This window comes from Streptomyces sp. NPDC021622, assembly GCF_040640795.1.
GTDB lineage: Bacteria > Actinomycetota > Actinomycetes > Streptomycetales > Streptomycetaceae > Streptomyces.
Map to the genome: position 1 here is coordinate 137,173 of NZ_JBFACK010000015.1, position 15,942 is coordinate 153,114.

General features: G+C 70.5%; 13 protein-coding genes. 7 read left to right on the plus strand and 6 right to left on the minus strand.

Going from position 1 to position 15,942, the window contains the following annotated elements:
- Positions 1-261: 261 nt before the first annotated feature.
- The 4 genes from AB0G47_RS28100 to AB0G47_RS28115 all read left to right on the plus strand — a co-directional run bounded on the left by AB0G47_RS28100 (position 262) and on the right by AB0G47_RS28115 (position 5,950).
- Complete coding sequence (locus AB0G47_RS28100; protein ID WP_360775487.1) at positions 262-1,614, plus strand: M18 family aminopeptidase; 1,353 nt, start codon at positions 262-264, stop codon at positions 1,612-1,614.
- A 75-nt stretch (positions 1,615-1,689) separates the two neighbouring features.
- Positions 1,690-4,590 carry a BTAD domain-containing putative transcriptional regulator gene (locus AB0G47_RS28105; protein WP_360775490.1) on the plus strand — a complete coding sequence of 967 codons (2,901 nt, stop codon included), beginning with the start codon at positions 1,690-1,692 and terminating at the stop codon, positions 4,588-4,590.
- Between the two features lie 123 nt (positions 4,591-4,713).
- On the plus strand, positions 4,714-5,352 hold the full coding sequence (locus AB0G47_RS28110) for a DUF4232 domain-containing protein (protein ID WP_360775493.1): 639 nt from the start codon (positions 4,714-4,716) through the stop codon (positions 5,350-5,352).
- 100 nt (positions 5,353-5,452) lie between these two features.
- Positions 5,453-5,950: an LURP-one-related family protein gene (locus AB0G47_RS28115; RefSeq protein ID WP_360775495.1), complete on the plus strand. Its 498-nt coding sequence runs from the start codon at positions 5,453-5,455 to the stop codon at positions 5,948-5,950.
- 115 nt (positions 5,951-6,065) lie between these two features.
- Here AB0G47_RS28115 and AB0G47_RS28120 read toward each other — a convergent pair whose 3' ends face one another.
- Positions 6,066-6,869: a carbon-nitrogen family hydrolase gene (locus AB0G47_RS28120; RefSeq protein ID WP_360775498.1), complete on the minus strand. Its 804-nt coding sequence runs from the start codon at positions 6,867-6,869 to the stop codon at positions 6,066-6,068.
- A gap of 136 nt (positions 6,870-7,005) precedes the next feature.
- Between AB0G47_RS28120 and AB0G47_RS28125 the strand changes: the two genes are divergently transcribed.
- The gene (locus tag AB0G47_RS28125; protein WP_360775501.1) at positions 7,006-7,830 is read left to right on the plus strand and encodes a maleylpyruvate isomerase family mycothiol-dependent enzyme; all 825 of its coding nucleotides are present in this window, start codon (positions 7,006-7,008) and stop codon (positions 7,828-7,830) included.
- A 60-nt stretch (positions 7,831-7,890) separates the two neighbouring features.
- Here AB0G47_RS28125 and AB0G47_RS28130 read toward each other — a convergent pair whose 3' ends face one another.
- Positions 7,891-9,201 carry an MFS transporter gene (locus tag AB0G47_RS28130; protein WP_360775504.1) on the minus strand — a complete coding sequence of 437 codons (1,311 nt, stop codon included), beginning with the start codon at positions 9,199-9,201 and terminating at the stop codon, positions 7,891-7,893.
- A 154-nt stretch (positions 9,202-9,355) separates the two neighbouring features.
- Positions 9,356-10,039, minus strand: a complete 684-nt coding sequence (locus AB0G47_RS28135) for a GntR family transcriptional regulator (protein ID WP_360775507.1) — start codon at positions 10,037-10,039, stop codon at positions 9,356-9,358.
- A gap of 156 nt (positions 10,040-10,195) precedes the next feature.
- On the opposite strand from AB0G47_RS28135, the gene AB0G47_RS28140 reads away from it, so the two are divergent.
- Entirely contained in the window at positions 10,196-11,086 is an 891-nt protein-coding gene (locus tag AB0G47_RS28140; protein WP_360775509.1) for a serine hydrolase, read from the plus strand.
- Positions 11,087-11,151: 65 nt separating this feature from the next.
- Here the strand turns inward: AB0G47_RS28140 and AB0G47_RS28145 are convergent, their stop codons facing one another.
- Genes AB0G47_RS28145 through pdhA form a run of 3 tightly spaced genes read right to left on the minus strand, consistent with a single transcriptional unit; the run spans position 11,152 to position 14,815 of the window.
- Entirely contained in the window at positions 11,152-12,642 is a 1,491-nt protein-coding gene (locus AB0G47_RS28145; protein WP_360775512.1) for a dihydrolipoamide acetyltransferase family protein, read from the minus strand.
- Positions 12,643-12,653: 11 nt separating this feature from the next.
- Positions 12,654-13,634, minus strand: a complete 981-nt coding sequence (locus AB0G47_RS28150) for an alpha-ketoacid dehydrogenase subunit beta (RefSeq protein WP_360775515.1) — start codon at positions 13,632-13,634, stop codon at positions 12,654-12,656.
- A 2-nt stretch (positions 13,635-13,636) separates the two neighbouring features.
- The gene (gene pdhA, locus AB0G47_RS28155; protein WP_360775518.1) at positions 13,637-14,815 is read right to left on the minus strand and encodes a pyruvate dehydrogenase (acetyl-transferring) E1 component subunit alpha; all 1,179 of its coding nucleotides are present in this window, start codon (positions 14,813-14,815) and stop codon (positions 13,637-13,639) included.
- A gap of 433 nt (positions 14,816-15,248) precedes the next feature.
- On the opposite strand from pdhA, the gene AB0G47_RS28160 reads away from it, so the two are divergent.
- Complete coding sequence (locus tag AB0G47_RS28160) at positions 15,249-15,911, plus strand: response regulator transcription factor (protein WP_323178597.1); 663 nt, start codon at positions 15,249-15,251, stop codon at positions 15,909-15,911.
- The last annotated feature ends 31 nt before the right edge of the window (positions 15,912-15,942 follow it).

Here is a 15,942-nt window from a genome sequence, read left to right on the forward strand (position 1 = left end):
GCCGCCGCGGGGCAATCGGGCGGGTGGGCGGGAGAGAACCGGCGCGAAGCGCCGGGACAGAGCAGGGCGGCGTCGCAGGCGAAGGGCGGTCACCCGATGACGCGGGGCAAACGGGCGGGTGGGCGGGGGAGATCCGGCGCGGAGCGGCGGGGCAGAGCGGGGCGGCGTCGCAGGCGGAGGGTGGTACGGAGGACCCCGGGTACAGAAACTCCCGTTTAAGGCCCCCCGCAGGGCCCGGCCCCGCTAGCTAGGCTGGAAGCCATGAGCACCCCCGCCCGCCCGTCACCCGCCGCCGCCCATGCAAAGACCGCTGCGCGCGCCCCTCTCTTCGACCGCGGCCACTCCGAAGACCTCATGACCTTCCTGGCGGCAAGCCCCTCCCCGTACCACGCAGTGGCCACCGCCGCCGAGCGGCTGGAGAAGGCCGGCTTCCGCCAGGTCGAGGAGACCGAGGCCTGGGACGGTTCGACCGGCGGGAAGTACGTGCTGCGCGGCGGCGCCATCGTCGCCTGGTACGTCCCCGAGAGCGCAACCCCGCACACCCCCTTCCGCATCGTCGGCGCCCACACCGACTCCCCGAACCTGCGGGTGAAGCCGAGGCCGGACAGCGGCGCCCACGGCTGGCGCCAGGTCGCGGTCGAGATCTACGGCGGACCGCTGCTCAACTCCTGGCTGGACAGGGACCTCGGCCTCGCGGGCCGCCTCTCCCTGCGTGACGGCAGCACCCGGCTCGTGAACATCGACCGCGCCCTGCTCCGCGTACCGCAGCTGGCGATCCACATGGACCGCGGGGTCGTCGCCGACGGCCTCAAGCTCGACAAGCAGAAGCACATGCAGCCCATCTGGGGCCTCGGCGACGACGTGACCGACGGCGACCTGATCCGCTACGTCGCGGAGGAAGAGGGGCTCGCCCCCGGCGACGTAACCGGCTGGGACCTGATGACGCACCCCGTCGAGGCGCCCTCCTTCCTCGGCCGCGACCGCGACCTGATCGCGGGCCCCCGGATGGACAACCTCCTGTCGGTGCACGCCTGCACGGCCGCGCTCGCCGCCGTGTCGACGGCCGACGACGCCGGCTCCCTCCCGTACATCCCCGTACTCGCGGCCTTCGACCACGAGGAGAACGGCTCGCAGTCCGACACCGGCGCGGACGGCCCGCTGCTCGGCAGCGTCCTCGAGCGGTCCGTGTTCTCGCGCGGCGGTTCGTACGAGGACAGGGCCCGCGCCTTCGCCGGGACCGTCTGTCTGTCCTCCGACACCGGCCACGCCGTGCACCCCAACTACGCGGAGCGGCACGACCCGACGCACCACCCGCGCGCCAACGGCGGCCCGATCCTCAAGGTCAACGTCAACAACCGGTACGCGACGGACGGCTCAGGACGCGCCGTGTTCGCCGCCGCGTGCGAGAAGGCCGGCGTGCCCTTCCAGAGCTTCGTGTCGAACAACTCGATGCCCTGCGGCACGACGATCGGCCCGATCACCGCGGCCCGGCACGGCATCAAGACGGTCGACATCGGTGTGGCGATCCTGTCCATGCACAGCGTGCGCGAGCTGTGCGGGGCGGACGATCCGCACATGCTGGCCAACGCGTTGGTGGCGTTCTTGGAGGGCTGAGTACGCTGGGGGTGTTCGAAACACGCACAACGACACAGGGGTTGAGGCCAGGTGGAGTTCCAGCTGCTGGGACCGGTGACAGTCGCCGGAGGCAGCGGAACGGTACCCCTGGGCCCGGCCAAGCGCCGCAGCCTGCTCGCCGCTCTGCTGCTCAGGGCGGGCACGCCGGTCTCGGTGGACGCCCTGACCGACGCGCTGTGGGACGACGAACCCCCCATGCACGCGCGCACGGTCATCCAGGGCCATGTGTCGCGGCTGCGGGCGCTCCTCGTGGAAGCGGGTCTCGATGCGTACGGGGTCGAACTCGCCACGCAGGGCGGTGCGTACGCCCTGCAGTTCCCGGAGACGCTGCTCGACGTCAGCCGCTTCGAGGACCTCGTCAAGCTCGCCGGGCAGCAGCGGGACCCGGCCGACGCGGCCCTGATGCTGCAGGAGGCGCTCGCGCTGTGGAACGGTCCCGCGCTGACCGGCACCGTGCCGACGGGGCCGATGCTGGCCGCGGCGCGGGGACTCGAGGAGAGCCGGCTCGTGACCGTCGAGCAGCTCGCCGAGGCGTACGGACGGCTCGGCGCGCACGGCCAGGCGGTGGCGCTGCTGCGTACGGAGTCGGTGCAGCATCCGTTCCGTGAGGCGCTGGTGGCGGCGTTGATGCGGGCGCTGCAGCGGTGCGGGCGGCAGTCCGAGGCGCTGGAGTGCTTTCACCGGACGCGGGAGCGGTTGGCCGAGGAGATGGGGGTCGACCCGGGGAAGACGCTGCGGCGGGCCTACGCGGAGATCCTTGACGGCGAGCCGGATACGGGGAGCCATCCGACGCTGGCGGCGGCGATGCGGGCCTCTGGCGGGGGCGCCTCCCCGAAGAAAAGCCCTCCCACCCACCCACCCGTTCACCCCGCAGCGACCCGTGAGCAAGAGCAGCCCGCCAATCCTGCGGGTTCCGCCACCGCTGAACCCGCAGCTGAGCCCGCCCCTGCCTCCGCTGTGCCCACACCGCCGGGCACCGATGACCAGGGGGTACAGGGCAGGGACGCCGAGGCCAACCCCCGAGTGCCCAGTCTCCTGCCCCGGGCCCCCCGCAGCTTCGTGAGCCGCGAGGAGCAGCTCGCGGTGCTCGAAGCCGCCGTCGAGAGCAGCCCCGAAGGCTCCATCGCCCTGATCACCGGCCCCGCCGGGGTGGGCAAGACCGCCCTCGCCCTGCACTGGGCGCACCGTGCGGCCGAGCGCCACCCGCAAGGCACCCTCTTCGCCGACCTGCGGGGATTCAGCGGAGGCGAGGCCACCCAACCCTCGTGCGTCCTGCGGGAGTTCCTCCTGGCCCTGGGCGTACAGCCCCAGGACGTCCCCGGCGGCATCGAGGCCGCCGCGGCCCTGTACCGCTCCCTCGTCGCGGAGCGACACCTCCTCGTCGTACTCGACAACGCACGGGACTCCGCCCAGGTCCGCCCCCTGCTGCCCGGCACCCCGCACGTGACCACCGTCGTCACCAGCCGCAACCGCCTCGACGGCCTCATCGCCTCGGACCTCGCGCGCCCCGTCCCGCTGGGCGTGCTCGGCGAGCGGGACGCCGCCGAGCTGTTCGTCCGCGCCCTGGGGCGGACCGGCGGCGCGGACGCCGCCGCCGTGCGCCAGGTCGCCCGCCTCTGCGACGGCCTGCCGCTCGCCCTGCGCATCGCCGCCGCCAGGCTCAGCGGCCGCCCGCAGTGGTCCGTGGCCGATCTCGCCGCCGAACTCGCCGACGGCCAGCGGCGGTTGGCGCTGCTCTCCGCCGAGGACACCGGTGTCGCCGCCGCCCTGCGCACCTCGGTCGACCGGCTGCCGGACGGCGACGCCTGGCTGCTCGCGTCGCTGGCCCGCGCGTTCACCCGGGACGTCGACGCGTACGCGGCGGCCGCCGTGGCGGGGACGGATGTCCCGGGCGCGCACGAAGGGCTCGACCGGCTCGCCGCCGCGCATCTCATCCAGGAGGAGTCGCCGGGGCGGTACATCCTGCACGATCTCGTACGGCTCTACGCCCGCAGCCTTGACGGCCCCGCGGACGCCGACCTGCGCCTGGTGGACCACTGGCTGCGCTCCCTCGACGCCGCGGTCCACGCCATCGACACCACCGGCTACCGCGACTGCGCACTGCCCGCCGACTGTCTGCCGGGCCCGGTCCGCGCGTTCGCCGACCGGGACGCCGCCCGCGGCTGGTTCGCCGCCGAGCAGGACGGGCTGCTCGCGGCGGTCGCCGCCGCCGCGGGGCTCGGCGACGACGACCGCGCCTGGCGGCTCGCCGTACTGATCTGGCCGACGGTCCTGTGGCGCCCCCACCTGGGCTGGCGGGCCCCGCTGGAGCGCGCCCTGGATGCGGCCGGGCGGGCCGGCAGCGACGAGGGCGTCGGGCGGCTGCACTCCACCCTGGGCGTGCTGCTCGTCGAGACCGGGCATCACGAGGCGGCCCTGGGGCACCTGGAGCGCTCCCTGGATCCGCTGCACCGCGCGGGACTTCCCGAGATCGCCGCCCAGGTCCTCGTACTCATCGGCATCGCCCGCATCCACATCGACGACCCGGAAGGCGCCCTGCGCGCCCAGGAGGAGGCCGTCCGCACGGCGCGCGAGAGCGGCCACTCCACGGCGGCGCTCCTTGAACACCACCACGCCGCGCAACTCGCCCTCGCCGGCGGCGACCAGGCGGCCGCCGCCGAGCACGCGGCCCGCGCGCTCGCATCGGTGCCGCCGGACGAGACCGCCGGCTGGCGGCCGCTGATCTGGGAGTCGTACGGCATCGCCCTGCACCGCGCCGGGCTGCACCACGAGGCGCGCGCCGCCCTCCTGACCGCACTGACCGTGACGGAGGAGGAAGACCTTCCGGCGCGCACCGCGGGGGCGCTCACCCAGCTCGGCGAGGTGGCATCCGTGCTCGACGGGCCCGAGCGCGGGGCGGACTACCGGCGCCGCGCCGAGGAGCTGCGGCGCTCCATCCCGGACTCCTCCATGTGACCTCCGACCCCTCGCTGACCTGCGTAAACGGAACGTTAGCCAGGTGTTAGCGGGACGGCAGCGGCGGGCGGCAGGCTCCTCCTCACAGGCCCGAACCGACCGTCACACGGGGGAGTCACCACCATGCGCAGCAAGGCCCGCAAGAACACTGCCGTCGCCCTCGCGGCGGTCGCCGCCCTGTCGATCTCGCTCACCGCCTGCAACAGCGACGACGGCGGCGACGACGGCAAGGCATCCGGGTCCTCTTCATCGGTCGGCACCTCCGACTCCTCCGGCTCCGCGAAGAACACGTCCGGAGGCACTGACGGCGGCTCGTCCGGCGGCGGCGAGGCCGCTCCCGCAGGTGCCGACGACTGCACGCTGGCCACCTCGAAGATCGCCATGCAGGAGACCGGCGGCTCCGCGCCCGTCGTCCTGCTCAAGATCACCAACAACGGCGACAAGCGCTGCTCGGTCTACGGCGCCCCGTTCATCAGCGACCCGACGGCGGGAAAGAACCTCCCGGTGGCCGAGGACACCCGGCCGCAGTCCGTCGTCAGCGTCGAGCCGAACCAGTCCGCCTATGCCTCGATCGGCCTCGCGGCGAAGGAGTCCGGCGACACGCACCGCACCAAGACGTTCAACGTCACGCTCGCCACGAAGGAAGGCAAGGGCACGGACGGCCACGCCTCGGTCGGCTCCCCCGGCCCCGCGGGCCTGCTCCTGGACAGCTCCTCGCAGGTCACGTACTGGCAGAGCACCTCCGAGGACGCCCTCACCTGACGGCGGCCTCCCCCATGACCCACAGCCGGTCCGTGTCCTCACTTCCCCCAAGTGGCACGGGCCGGCTGTGTCGTTCCCGCCGCGGGGTAGTCATGGCGCCATGAGACTTCTCGTACGCGACCGGCTGTTCGGCATCGGCGACGACTACTGGATCGAGGACGACCAGGGCCGCAAGGTCTTCCTCGTCGACGGCAAGGCGATGCGGCTGCGCGAGACCTTCGAGCTGAAGGACATGCAGGGCCGCGTCCTCATCGACATCCGCGCCAAGATGCTGGCCCTGCGCGACACGATGGTCATCGAACGGGACGGCGAGCCGCTGGCCAGGGTCAAGCGCAAACGCCTCTCGCTCCTGCGCAACCACTACCGCGTGGAACTGGTCGACGGCACGGAACTCGACGTCAGCGGCAAGATCCTCGACCGCGAGTTCGCCATCGAGTACGACGGCGAACTCCTGGCCGACATCTCCCGCCGCTGGTTCCACGTCCGCGACACCTACGGCCTCCACGTCGCACGAGAGGACGCGGACCCGGCCCTGCTCCTGGCAGTAACGGTCTGCGTAATCCGCTTGGCGGAGAAGGAGAGGGGCGCCGAGAACTGACTCCCGGCCTTCCGGCCGCCCTGTCTGTGGGCAGGCGTTCCGCACGGCGGAACGGGTGGGCACAGCCCGAAGCCGCGGGGCACCGATTCAACAGGGCGCCCACCCCGCGGAGACCTCAGCGCCGCGGTGCGTCCACCCCAAGCAACCGATCCTTCAACGCAGGGAACTGCTCCCGGGTAACCCCCACCTTCAAGGGGTCCAGGTCGACGGTGAGGACCTCCTCACCGTCCCCCGCCTCGCAGAGCACCTCACCCCACGGATCAACGACAACACTGTGCCCGGCCTGCGGAACCCCCGCATGCGTCCCCCCGGTGCCACAGGCAAGGACGTACACCTGATCCTCGACAGCCCGCGCCCGCGCGAACAGCAGCCAGTGCTCCCGCCGCCTGGCGGGCCACCCCGCCGGCACCACGAACATCTCGGCGCCCGCATCCACAAGCCCCCGAAACAGCTCAGGAAAGCGCAGGTCATAGCAGGTGGCGAGCCCCAAGGTGGTCGACGGAAGGCGCACAGTGGCCAGCTCCGCCCCCGCCGCCATCATGACGGCCTCCCCCTTGTCGAAGCCGAACCGGTGGATCTTCCGGTAGGCGGCGGCAAGTTCACCGTCAGGGGAAAACACAAGAGAGGTGTTGTAGAGCGGCCCTTCAGGGTCCCGCTCCGGAATGGACCCGGCGTGCAGCCAAACCCCCGCGTCACTCGCCGCCTTGGCCATCGCCTCGTAGGTAGGCCCCTCCAACGGCTCCGCCTCAGTGGCGAACGACTCGTATGCGAAAGCGCCGGTCGTCCACAGTTCGGGAAGAACGACGAGATCCGATCCCTCCCGCGCACTCACCTCACGTACCAGTGAAGCGACGCGCGACCGGCGGGAATTGACCGGTTCGTCCTCGTCTACGGCGATCTGGATGAGGGAGGCGCGCACACTACCACCGTCCTGGCATTCGAGCCGTCATTGCAGGCCTACGATCGTCACACGAAAGCACTGCCGGGGTGCCTGCGGGCAGCGTAACTTAGCGTCTCAGACACCCACCGCCCGCGTACGACCGTCGAGGGGTCCCGTGAGTCTCCATCCCAGCCTGCAAAACTACGCCGACGCCTGGACCCACTCAGTCACGGCGATATCCGAGCTGGTGTCGCCGCTCGCCGAGGGAGAGTGGAACTGGGCCACGCCCTGCCCCGGCTGGTCGGTGCGGGACATCGTCTCCCATGTCATCGGCCTCGACTGCGAGATGCTGGGCGACCCGCGCCCCATCCACACGCTGCCCCGCGACCTGTACCACGTACAGACCGAGGGCCAGCGGTACATGGAGATGCAGGTCGACGTGCGGCGCCACCACACCGCGCCCGAGATGACCTCCGAGCTCGAGTACACGATCATCCGCCGCTCGCGGCAGCTGCGGAACGAGTCGCGCGAACCGGACACGAAGATCCGCGGCCCGCTCGGCAGCGAGCAGACCCTCGAACTGGCCACGCGGATGCGCGCGTTCGACGTCTGGGTGCATGAGCAGGATCTGCGTACGACGCTGAAGAAGCCCGGCAACCTGGACTCGCCCGGCGCGCTCGTCGCCCGCGACCTGCTGCTGCACGGACTGCCGAAGGTCGTCGCCAAGAAGGCGGGCGCGCCCGCGAATTCGGCGGTCGTCTTCGATGTGAGCGGTGCCGTCGAGTTCCTGCGCACGGTCCGCGTCGACGCCGAAGGCCACGCCACGGTCGACAGCGCCCCCTCGCTCGGCCCGCTCGCGACGCTGAGCCTGGACTGGGAGACGTACTTCCGTCTGGCGTGCGGCCGTATCTCGTACGCCTCGGTGGCCGACCGCATCAAGATCGAGGGCGACCACGGCCTCGGCGAGGCGATCCTGCGGGAGTTCGCGGTCACGCCGTGAAATCCAGCCCGTCCGGCGATTGAGGACCGGGGGTCCGGGGGCAGGGCCCCCGTGCCCGCCTCAGACAGGGACGTGCACGGCCTCGACGCGGCTGGCCACAAGCCGTTCCCGCTCCCTGCGGACGGCACGCGTCCGCAGCCGCAGGATCTGGCTCAGGCCGATCGCCTCGAGGACGAAGACCGCCGAGAAGGCGATCCGGTAGTTGTCACCGGTCGCGTCAAGCAGGACGCCGATGGCGAGCAGCGTGGTCATGGAGGCGATGAAGCCGCCCATGTTCACGATGCCGGACGCCGTGCCCTGCCGCTCCGGCGGATTCGCGGGCCGCGCGAAGTCGAAGCCGATCATGGACGCGGGGCCGCAGGCGCCGAGCACGGTGCAGAGCGCGATGAGCAGCCACATCGGGGCGTGGTCGCCGGGGTAGTGGAGCGTGGCCGCCCACATGACGGCGGTCGCCGTGACCGTACCGATGGCGAGCGGCGTACGGGCCGCGTGGTGCCGGGCGACGATCTGGCCGTAGACCAGGCCGATCACCATGTTGGACAGCACGACGAGGGTGAGCAGCGCCCCGGCCGACCCGCGCGAGAGCCCCTGCGCCTCGACGAGGAACGGCAGCCCCCACAGAAGCAGGAACACCATCGCGGGGAACTGCGTGGTGAAGTGCACCCACAGGCCGAGCCGGGTGCCGGGCTCGCGCCAGCTCAGGGCGATCTGCTTGCGCACGAAGGCCCCACCGGTGTGCCGCACGGGCTCCGGCTCGTGGCCCTCAGGGTGGTCCTTGAGGAACAGCGTCATCAGTACGAGGACGACGACGCCGCAGAGCGCGCTGCCGGCGAAGGCCGCGGTCCAGCCGACGGAGTGCAGCAGCCGGGCGAGGACGAGGGTCGAGACGAGGTTGCCCGCCATGCCGACGAGCCCCGCGAGCTGCGCGACCAGCGGACCGCGCCGGGCCGGGAACCAGCGGGTGCCGAGCCGCAGGACGCTGATGAAGGTCAGCGCGTCACCGCAGCCGAGCAGGGCGCGGGACGCGAGGGCCATCGCGTACGAAGGGGAGAAGGCGAAGCCGAGCTGGCCGAGCGTGAACAGCACGACCCCGATGGTCAGCACCTTCTTGGTGCCGAGCCGGTCGACCATCAGGCCGACGGGTATCTGCATGCCCGCGTACACGAGCAGTTGGAGGATCGAGAAGGTCGAGAGCGCGGACGCGTTGACGTGGAAGCGGTCGGCGGCGTCGAGCCCGGCAACGCCGAGGGAGGTCCGGAAGATGACGGCGACGAAGTAGACGGAGACACCGATACCCCAGACGAGGACAGCCTTGCGGCCACCGGGCGGGTCGCCGGGGAGGGAGACGGGGGCGGAGGCAGCACTCACCAAGACCACCTCTGGTCCCCTCGCACCGGCGCGGAACAACGCCTGCTCTGCCCACCCTCATCAGCCGCGGGGTAACGGGTGGGCGGGCGGGAAAGATGCCGCGAAGCGGCAAACGAAATCCCGACGACGGCGGACGGCGACCCGTCAAAGAGCAACCTCATCGGACCTCGCCCCGAGCAAGGTTCTGAAACCACCCGACATGCCGGGTGACCACCGCCTCCGCGGCCTCCGCATCCGCGGCCCGCAGGGCGTCCAGAATCTCCTCGTGCTCGGCCAGCGTCTTGGCGATCCGATCGGGATGGGACTGCATCACGGCAACCCCCATCCGCAACTGCCGGTCCCGAAGCTGGTCGTACAGCCGCGCGAGAATCTCGTTGCCCCCGCTCCGCACGATCTCGGCATGAAAACACCGGTCGGTCACAGCGGCAGCGGAAAGGTCCCCGGCGGCAGCCTGCTCCCGCTGCTGCCGCAGCAGCTCTTCAAGGCGACCGATAAGCCCCGCAGGGGCCGGCACGGCCTTGCGGACCGAGTGCGTCTCCACGAGCAGCCGCGTCTCGACGACATCGGCGATCTCCTGCGCGGAGACCGGCAGGACCAGCGCCCCCTTCTTGGGGTAGAGCCGGAGCAGCCCTTCGACCTCCAGCTTCAGGAGGGCTTCCCGCACCGGGGTGCGGGACACCCCCACGGCCTCGGCGAGCTCGCCCTCGGTGAGCAGCGTGCCGCCCTCGTAGCGGCGGTCCAGTACGCCCTGCTTCACATGCGCGTAGACGCGCTCGGCGGCGGGTGGCGGTTTGACGGCGGGGGTCGCGGAGGCGGCGGGGACGGCTGGGGCGGCAGGCATGCGCACAGCATAGATACAACACGTACGCATCACCTCGTCCATTCCACGATGCGGACATCACCCTTGCGGGGCGCATCCTTCTGCCCCCATTGCGAGTCGTACCATCTAGCGGCACCCTCATGTGGCCGCATTCCAGGGGCATTTGGAGCATAGAACTTGAACACCCCCATTAAGGGCATTCGACGCGTATCGGCCGTCATCGTCACCGCTGGAGCGGTACTCGCGGGCGGCGCCCTCACCACGCCGGCCCACGCGGCCGCACCGCCGAAGCCGTCCATCGCCGCCAAGGGCGGCTACGTGATGAACAACGGCACGGGCAAGACCCTCTTCACCAAGGCCGCCGACACCCGCCGGTCCACCGGCTCCACCACCAAGATCATGACCGCCAAGGTGGTGCTTGCGCAGTCGAACCTCAACCTCGACTCCAAGGTCACGATCCAGAAGGCCTACAGCGACTACATCGTCAAGAACACCGCCTCGTCCGCCCGGCTGATCGTCGGCGACAAGGTCACCGTCCGCCAGCTCCTGTACGGCCTGATGCTGCCGTCCGGCTGCGACGCCGCGTACGCGCTCGCCGACAAGTTCGGCAAGGGCTCCACCCGCGCGGCCCGCGTGAAGTCGTTCATCGGCAAGATGAACGCGCAGGCCAAGACCCTCGGCCTGACGAACACCCACTTCGACTCGTTCGACGGCATCGGCGGCGCCAGCAACTACTCGACGCCCCGCGATCTGACGAAGCTCGCGAGCAGCGCGATGAAGAGCTCCACGTTCCGTACGGTCGTGAAGACGAAGTCGACGAAGCAGAAGGTCGTGACGAAGAGCGGCGGCTACCGCTACATGTCGTGGTCGAACACGAACAACCTGCTCAGCAGCTACAGCGGCACGATCGGCGTGAAGACCGGCTCGGGCCCGCAGGCCAAGTACTGCCTGGTCTTCGCCGCGACCCGTAACGGCAAGACGGTCATCGGCACGGTCCTCACGTCCACCTCGGCGGCCAGCCGCACGACGGACGCGACGAAGCTGATGGACTACGGCTTCAAGAAGTAGCCCCACTTCACGGGGATACGACGAGGGGGCCCGCCGCGCAGTGCGACGGGCCCCCTCGGACGTACCTAGGCCCAGGTGATGAGCCGCTTCGGCCGCTCCAGGATCGCCGCGACATCGGCGAGCACCTTGGAGCCGAGCTCGCCGTCGACCAGGCGGTGGTCGAAGGAGAGCGCAAGGGTCGTCACCTGGCGCGGCTTGACCTTGCCCTTGTGGACCCACGGCTGGAGCTTGATCGCGCCGACCGCGAGGATCGCGGACTCGCCCGGGTTCAGGATCGGGGTGCCCGTGTCGACGCCGAAGACGCCGACGTTCGTGATCGTGACCGTGCCGCCCTGCATCGCGGCCGGAGACGTCTTGCCGTCCCTGGCCGTGGCGACCAACTCGCCGAGGGACTCGGCCAGTTCGGGCAGCGTCTTGGCGTGCGCGTCCTTGATGTTCGGGACGAGCAGGCCGCGCGGCGTTGCGGCGGCGATGCCCAGGTTCACATAGTGCTTCTGGACGATCTCCTGATTCGCCTCGTCCCAGGCGGCGTTGACGTCCGGGTTGCGCCGGATCGCCACGAGCAGCGCCTTGGAGATGAGCAGGAGCGGGTTCACCCGCAGGCCCGTGAAGGCCTTGTCCTGCTTCAGCTCCTCAACCAGCTTCATCGTCCGCGTCACGTCCACCGTCACGAACTCCGTGACGTGCGGCGCCGTGAAGGCCGAACCGACCATCGCCTGGGCGGTGGCCTTGCGGACTCCCTTGACGGGGATGCGGGTCTCGCGGGCGTCGGGGCTCACGGCGGCCGCCGGGGCGGGGGCGGGGGCCTGGGTCGCCGCCGGCTGCGGCGCGGCCACGGGGGCGGGGGCTGCGGGCGCGGGGGCGACCGCTGCCACCGCCGCGTGCACGTCCTCTCGCGTGATGATCCCGTCCGGACCCGACGGCGTGACGGCCGCCAGGTCGACACCCAGATCCTTGGCGAGCTTGCGCACCGGCGGCTTGGCCAGCGGCCGCTCGCCCGCGGGCGAAGGCACAGGCGCGGGCGAAGGCGCGGAAGCGAGCGCCGACGTGCTGGTGCCGTTCAACTCGGCCTGCACGGACGCCGCGTAGTACGTACCGGCCGGCGGCTCTTCGGCCTGCTCCGGCACGGCCTTGCGCGCGCGGCGCTTCGTCGAGGACGCGGCGACGCCGTACCCGACGAGCACGGGCTTGCGCCCCTCGGGGGCCGGCTCATCGGCGGCAGCAGGCTCCTCGGCGGGGGCGGCTACCGGCTCGGCGGGCGCCGGGGCAGCTGCGGGCGCCGCGGGGGCCGCCCCGCCCGACACGTCGACCGTGATGATCACTTGGCCGACGTCGACCGTCGTGCCCTCGGGGAAGCGCAGCTCCCCCACAACACCGTTGAACGGAATCGGCAGTTCGACGGCGGCCTTGGCCGTCTCCACCTCGCACACGACCTGGCCGTCGGTGACGGTGTCGCCCGGCGCCACGTACCACTTGAGGATCTCGGCCTCGGTGAGTCCCTCGCCCACGTCGGGCATCTTGAACTCGGCAAGAGCGGTGTCTGTCATCGTCGTCACGACCCTCTCCCTCAGTACGCCAGCGAGCGGTCGACGGTGTCGAGCACCCGGTCAAGGCCCGGCAGGTACTCCTCTTCGAGGCGGGCCGGCGGGTACGGGGCGTGATAGCCGCCGACCCGGAGCACCGGGGCCTCCAGGTGGTAGAAGCACCGCTCGGTGATGCGCGCCGCGATCTCCGCGCCCGTACCGAGGAACACCGGGGCCTCGTGCACGACGACGAGGCGGCGGGTCTTCTCCACCGAGGACTGCACCGTGTCGAAGTCGATCGGGGACATGGAGCGCAGGTCCACGACCTCCAGGGACTTGCCCTCCTCGGCGGCGGCCGCGGCGGCCTCCAGACAGACCTTCACCATCGGGCCGTACGCGGCGAGCGTCAGGTCGGTGCCCTCACGGACGACCTGGGCCTTGTGCAGCGGACCCGGAATCGCGTCCTTGTCGACCTCGCCCTTGTCCCAGTAACGCCGCTTCGGCTCGAAGAAGATCACCGGGTCATTGCTCTGGATGGCCTGCTGCATCATCCAGTAGGCGTCCGACGAGTTGGAAGGCGAGACGACCTTGAGCCCCGCCACGTGCGCGAACAGCGCCTCGGGCGACTCGCTGTGGTGCTCGACCGCGCCGATGCCGCCGCCGTACGGAATGCGGATGACGACCGGCATCTTGATCTTGCCGAGCGCACGGGCGTGCATCTTCGCGAGCTGCGTGACGATCTGGTCGTACGCGGGGAAGACGAAACCGTCGAACTGGATCTCCACCACCGGGCGGTAGCCCCGCAGGGCGAGCCCGATCGCCGTACCCACGATGCCGGACTCGGCGAGCGGGGTGTCGATGACCCGGTCCTCGCCGAAGTCCTTCTGCAGCCCGTCCGTCACCCGGAAGACGCCGCCGAGCTTGCCGACGTCCTCACCCATGATGAGGACCTTGGGGTCGGTCTCGAGCGCCGTGCGCAGCGATTCGTTGATCGCTTTGGCAAGGGGAAGTTTCTGTACGCCCATGGTCACTTACCGCCCTCGTCTGCGAAGGACGCCTGGTACGCGGCGAACTGGGCGCGCTCCTCGTCGACGAGCGCATGCCCGTCCGCATATGCGTTCTCGAAGATCGCCATCAGATCCGGATCCGGCATCGCCCGCACCACCTCTCGCACTCGCTTTCCCAACGCTTCGCTCTCCGCTTCGAGTTCCGCGAAAAATCCCTCATCCGCGTGACCTTCGGACTCGAGATAGGCCTTCAGGCGCAGGATCGGGTCCTTCGCCTCCCAGGCCACGCGCTCGTCGTCGTTGCGGTACTTGGACGGGTCGTCGGAGGTGGTGTGCGCGCCCATGCGGTACGTGAACGCCTCGATCAGCGCGGGTCCCTCGCCCGTGCGGGCCCGCTCCAGTGCCCACTTGGTGACGGCCAGCACGGCGAGCACGTCGTTGCCGTCGACCCGCACACCGGGGAAGCCGTAGCCCTGCGCGCGCTGGTAGAGCGGCACCCGGGTCTGCTTCTCGGTGGGCTCGGAGATCGCCCACTGGTTGTTCTGGCAGAAGAACACGACAGGCGCGTTGTAGACCGCGGAGAAGGTGAACGCCTCGGCCACGTCCCCCTGGCTTGAGGCGCCGTCCCCGAAGTACGCGATCACGGCCGAGTCCGCGCCGTCCTTGGCCACGCCCATGGCGTACCCGGTGGCGTGCAGGGTCTGCGAGCCGATGACGATCGTGTACAGGTGGAAGTTGTTGGTGTTCGGGTCCCAGCCGCCGTTGTTCACGCCGCGGAACATGCCGAGCAGGTTCGTCGGGTCGACCCCGCGGCACCAGGCGACGCCGTGCTCGCGGTAGGTCGGGAAGACGTAGTCGTCGTCGCGGGTGGCGCGGCCCGAGCCGATCTGGGCGGCCTCCTGGCCGAGCAGCGACGCCCACAGGCCCAGCTCGCCCTGGCGCTGCAGGGACGTGGCCTCCGCGTCGAAGCGGCGGGTGAGGACCATGTCGCGGTACAGGCCGCGCAGGTCATCGGCGGTGATCCCGGCGACGTACTCGTCGTACTCGGCATTCTTGACCCGCTTGCCCTCGGGGGTCAGCAGCTGTACGAGCTCGGGCTCCGTGCTCTTCTTCGGCGCGGCCTTCTTGGCGCTGGCGCGCTTCCCGCCGCTGGTACTGCTGCGGCGCGGTGTGCGCGCGGCGGTGCTCTCCACGGTCACGTGTGCTCCTCCGTCGGTCCGGCCCCCGGGATTACCGGGAACCAGGGGGTCCCCCTGCTCTTTAAGAGCTTGGGGGCGCGGCTCGCCTGCTCCGTGCCCGCGCACGGGGTGGGTGCGACTCGGCCGGGAACAGGCGTGACAGGTGCCCCGGCGAGCGCCCTGCACAATGCACGTTACCCAGTGCTTCCCAATTCTGTGAAACCCCATCTGACCTGCGAATTTGCTTGGATTTCCAAGTACCTGACTGCTTGGATTTCCGAGTAAATCGAGAAAGGCGGGAACACTTCCTGGTCACAGCACTGATCACAGCCTGGCAGGGGGCCGGAACACCGGCACGTTATCCCGGCCACCCCGCGCACGGGAAGAGTTCACGGGGCACAGGAAGAGATCGTCCACCCGGGCACGGAAAGAGCTGGTGTGTGAGACTGATCCCGTGCGCGAAGACGGAAAAATTACGGTATTCCTCCTCGACGATCACGAAGTGGTCCGGCGTGGAGTCCATGAGCTGCTCTCCGTGGAGTCCGATATCGAGGTCGTCGGCGAAGCGGGCACGGCGGCCGACGCCCTGGTCAGAATCCCGGCCACGCGCCCCGATGTGGCCGTTCTCGACGTACGGCTTCCGGACGGCAGCGGGGTGGAGGTCTGCCGCGAGATCCGTTCGCAGAACGAGGACATCAAATGCCTGATGCTCACCTCGTTCGCCGATGACGAGGCCCTCTTCGACGCGATCATGGCCGGCGCTTCCGGCTATGTACTCAAGGCCATTCGCGGCAATGAACTGCTCACCGCCGTACGTGATGTGGCGGCCGGAAAGTCCCTGCTCGACCCGGTGGCGACGGCCCGTGTCCTGGAGCGCCTTCGCGACGGGAACAACCCCAAGGGCGACGACCGCCTTGCGAACCTCACCGACCAGGAGCGGAAGATCCTCGACCTGATCGGCGAGGGCATGACCAACCGCGCGATCGGCGAGCGACTGCACCTCGCCGAGAAGACGATCAAGAATTACGTCTCCAGCCTGCTCTCGAAGCTGGGCATGGAGCGGCGCTCCCAGGCGGCCGCGTACGTGGCACGCCTGCAGGCGGAGAAGCACCACTGAACGGACCCGCGCACCGGCAGGGGGGCTGTTC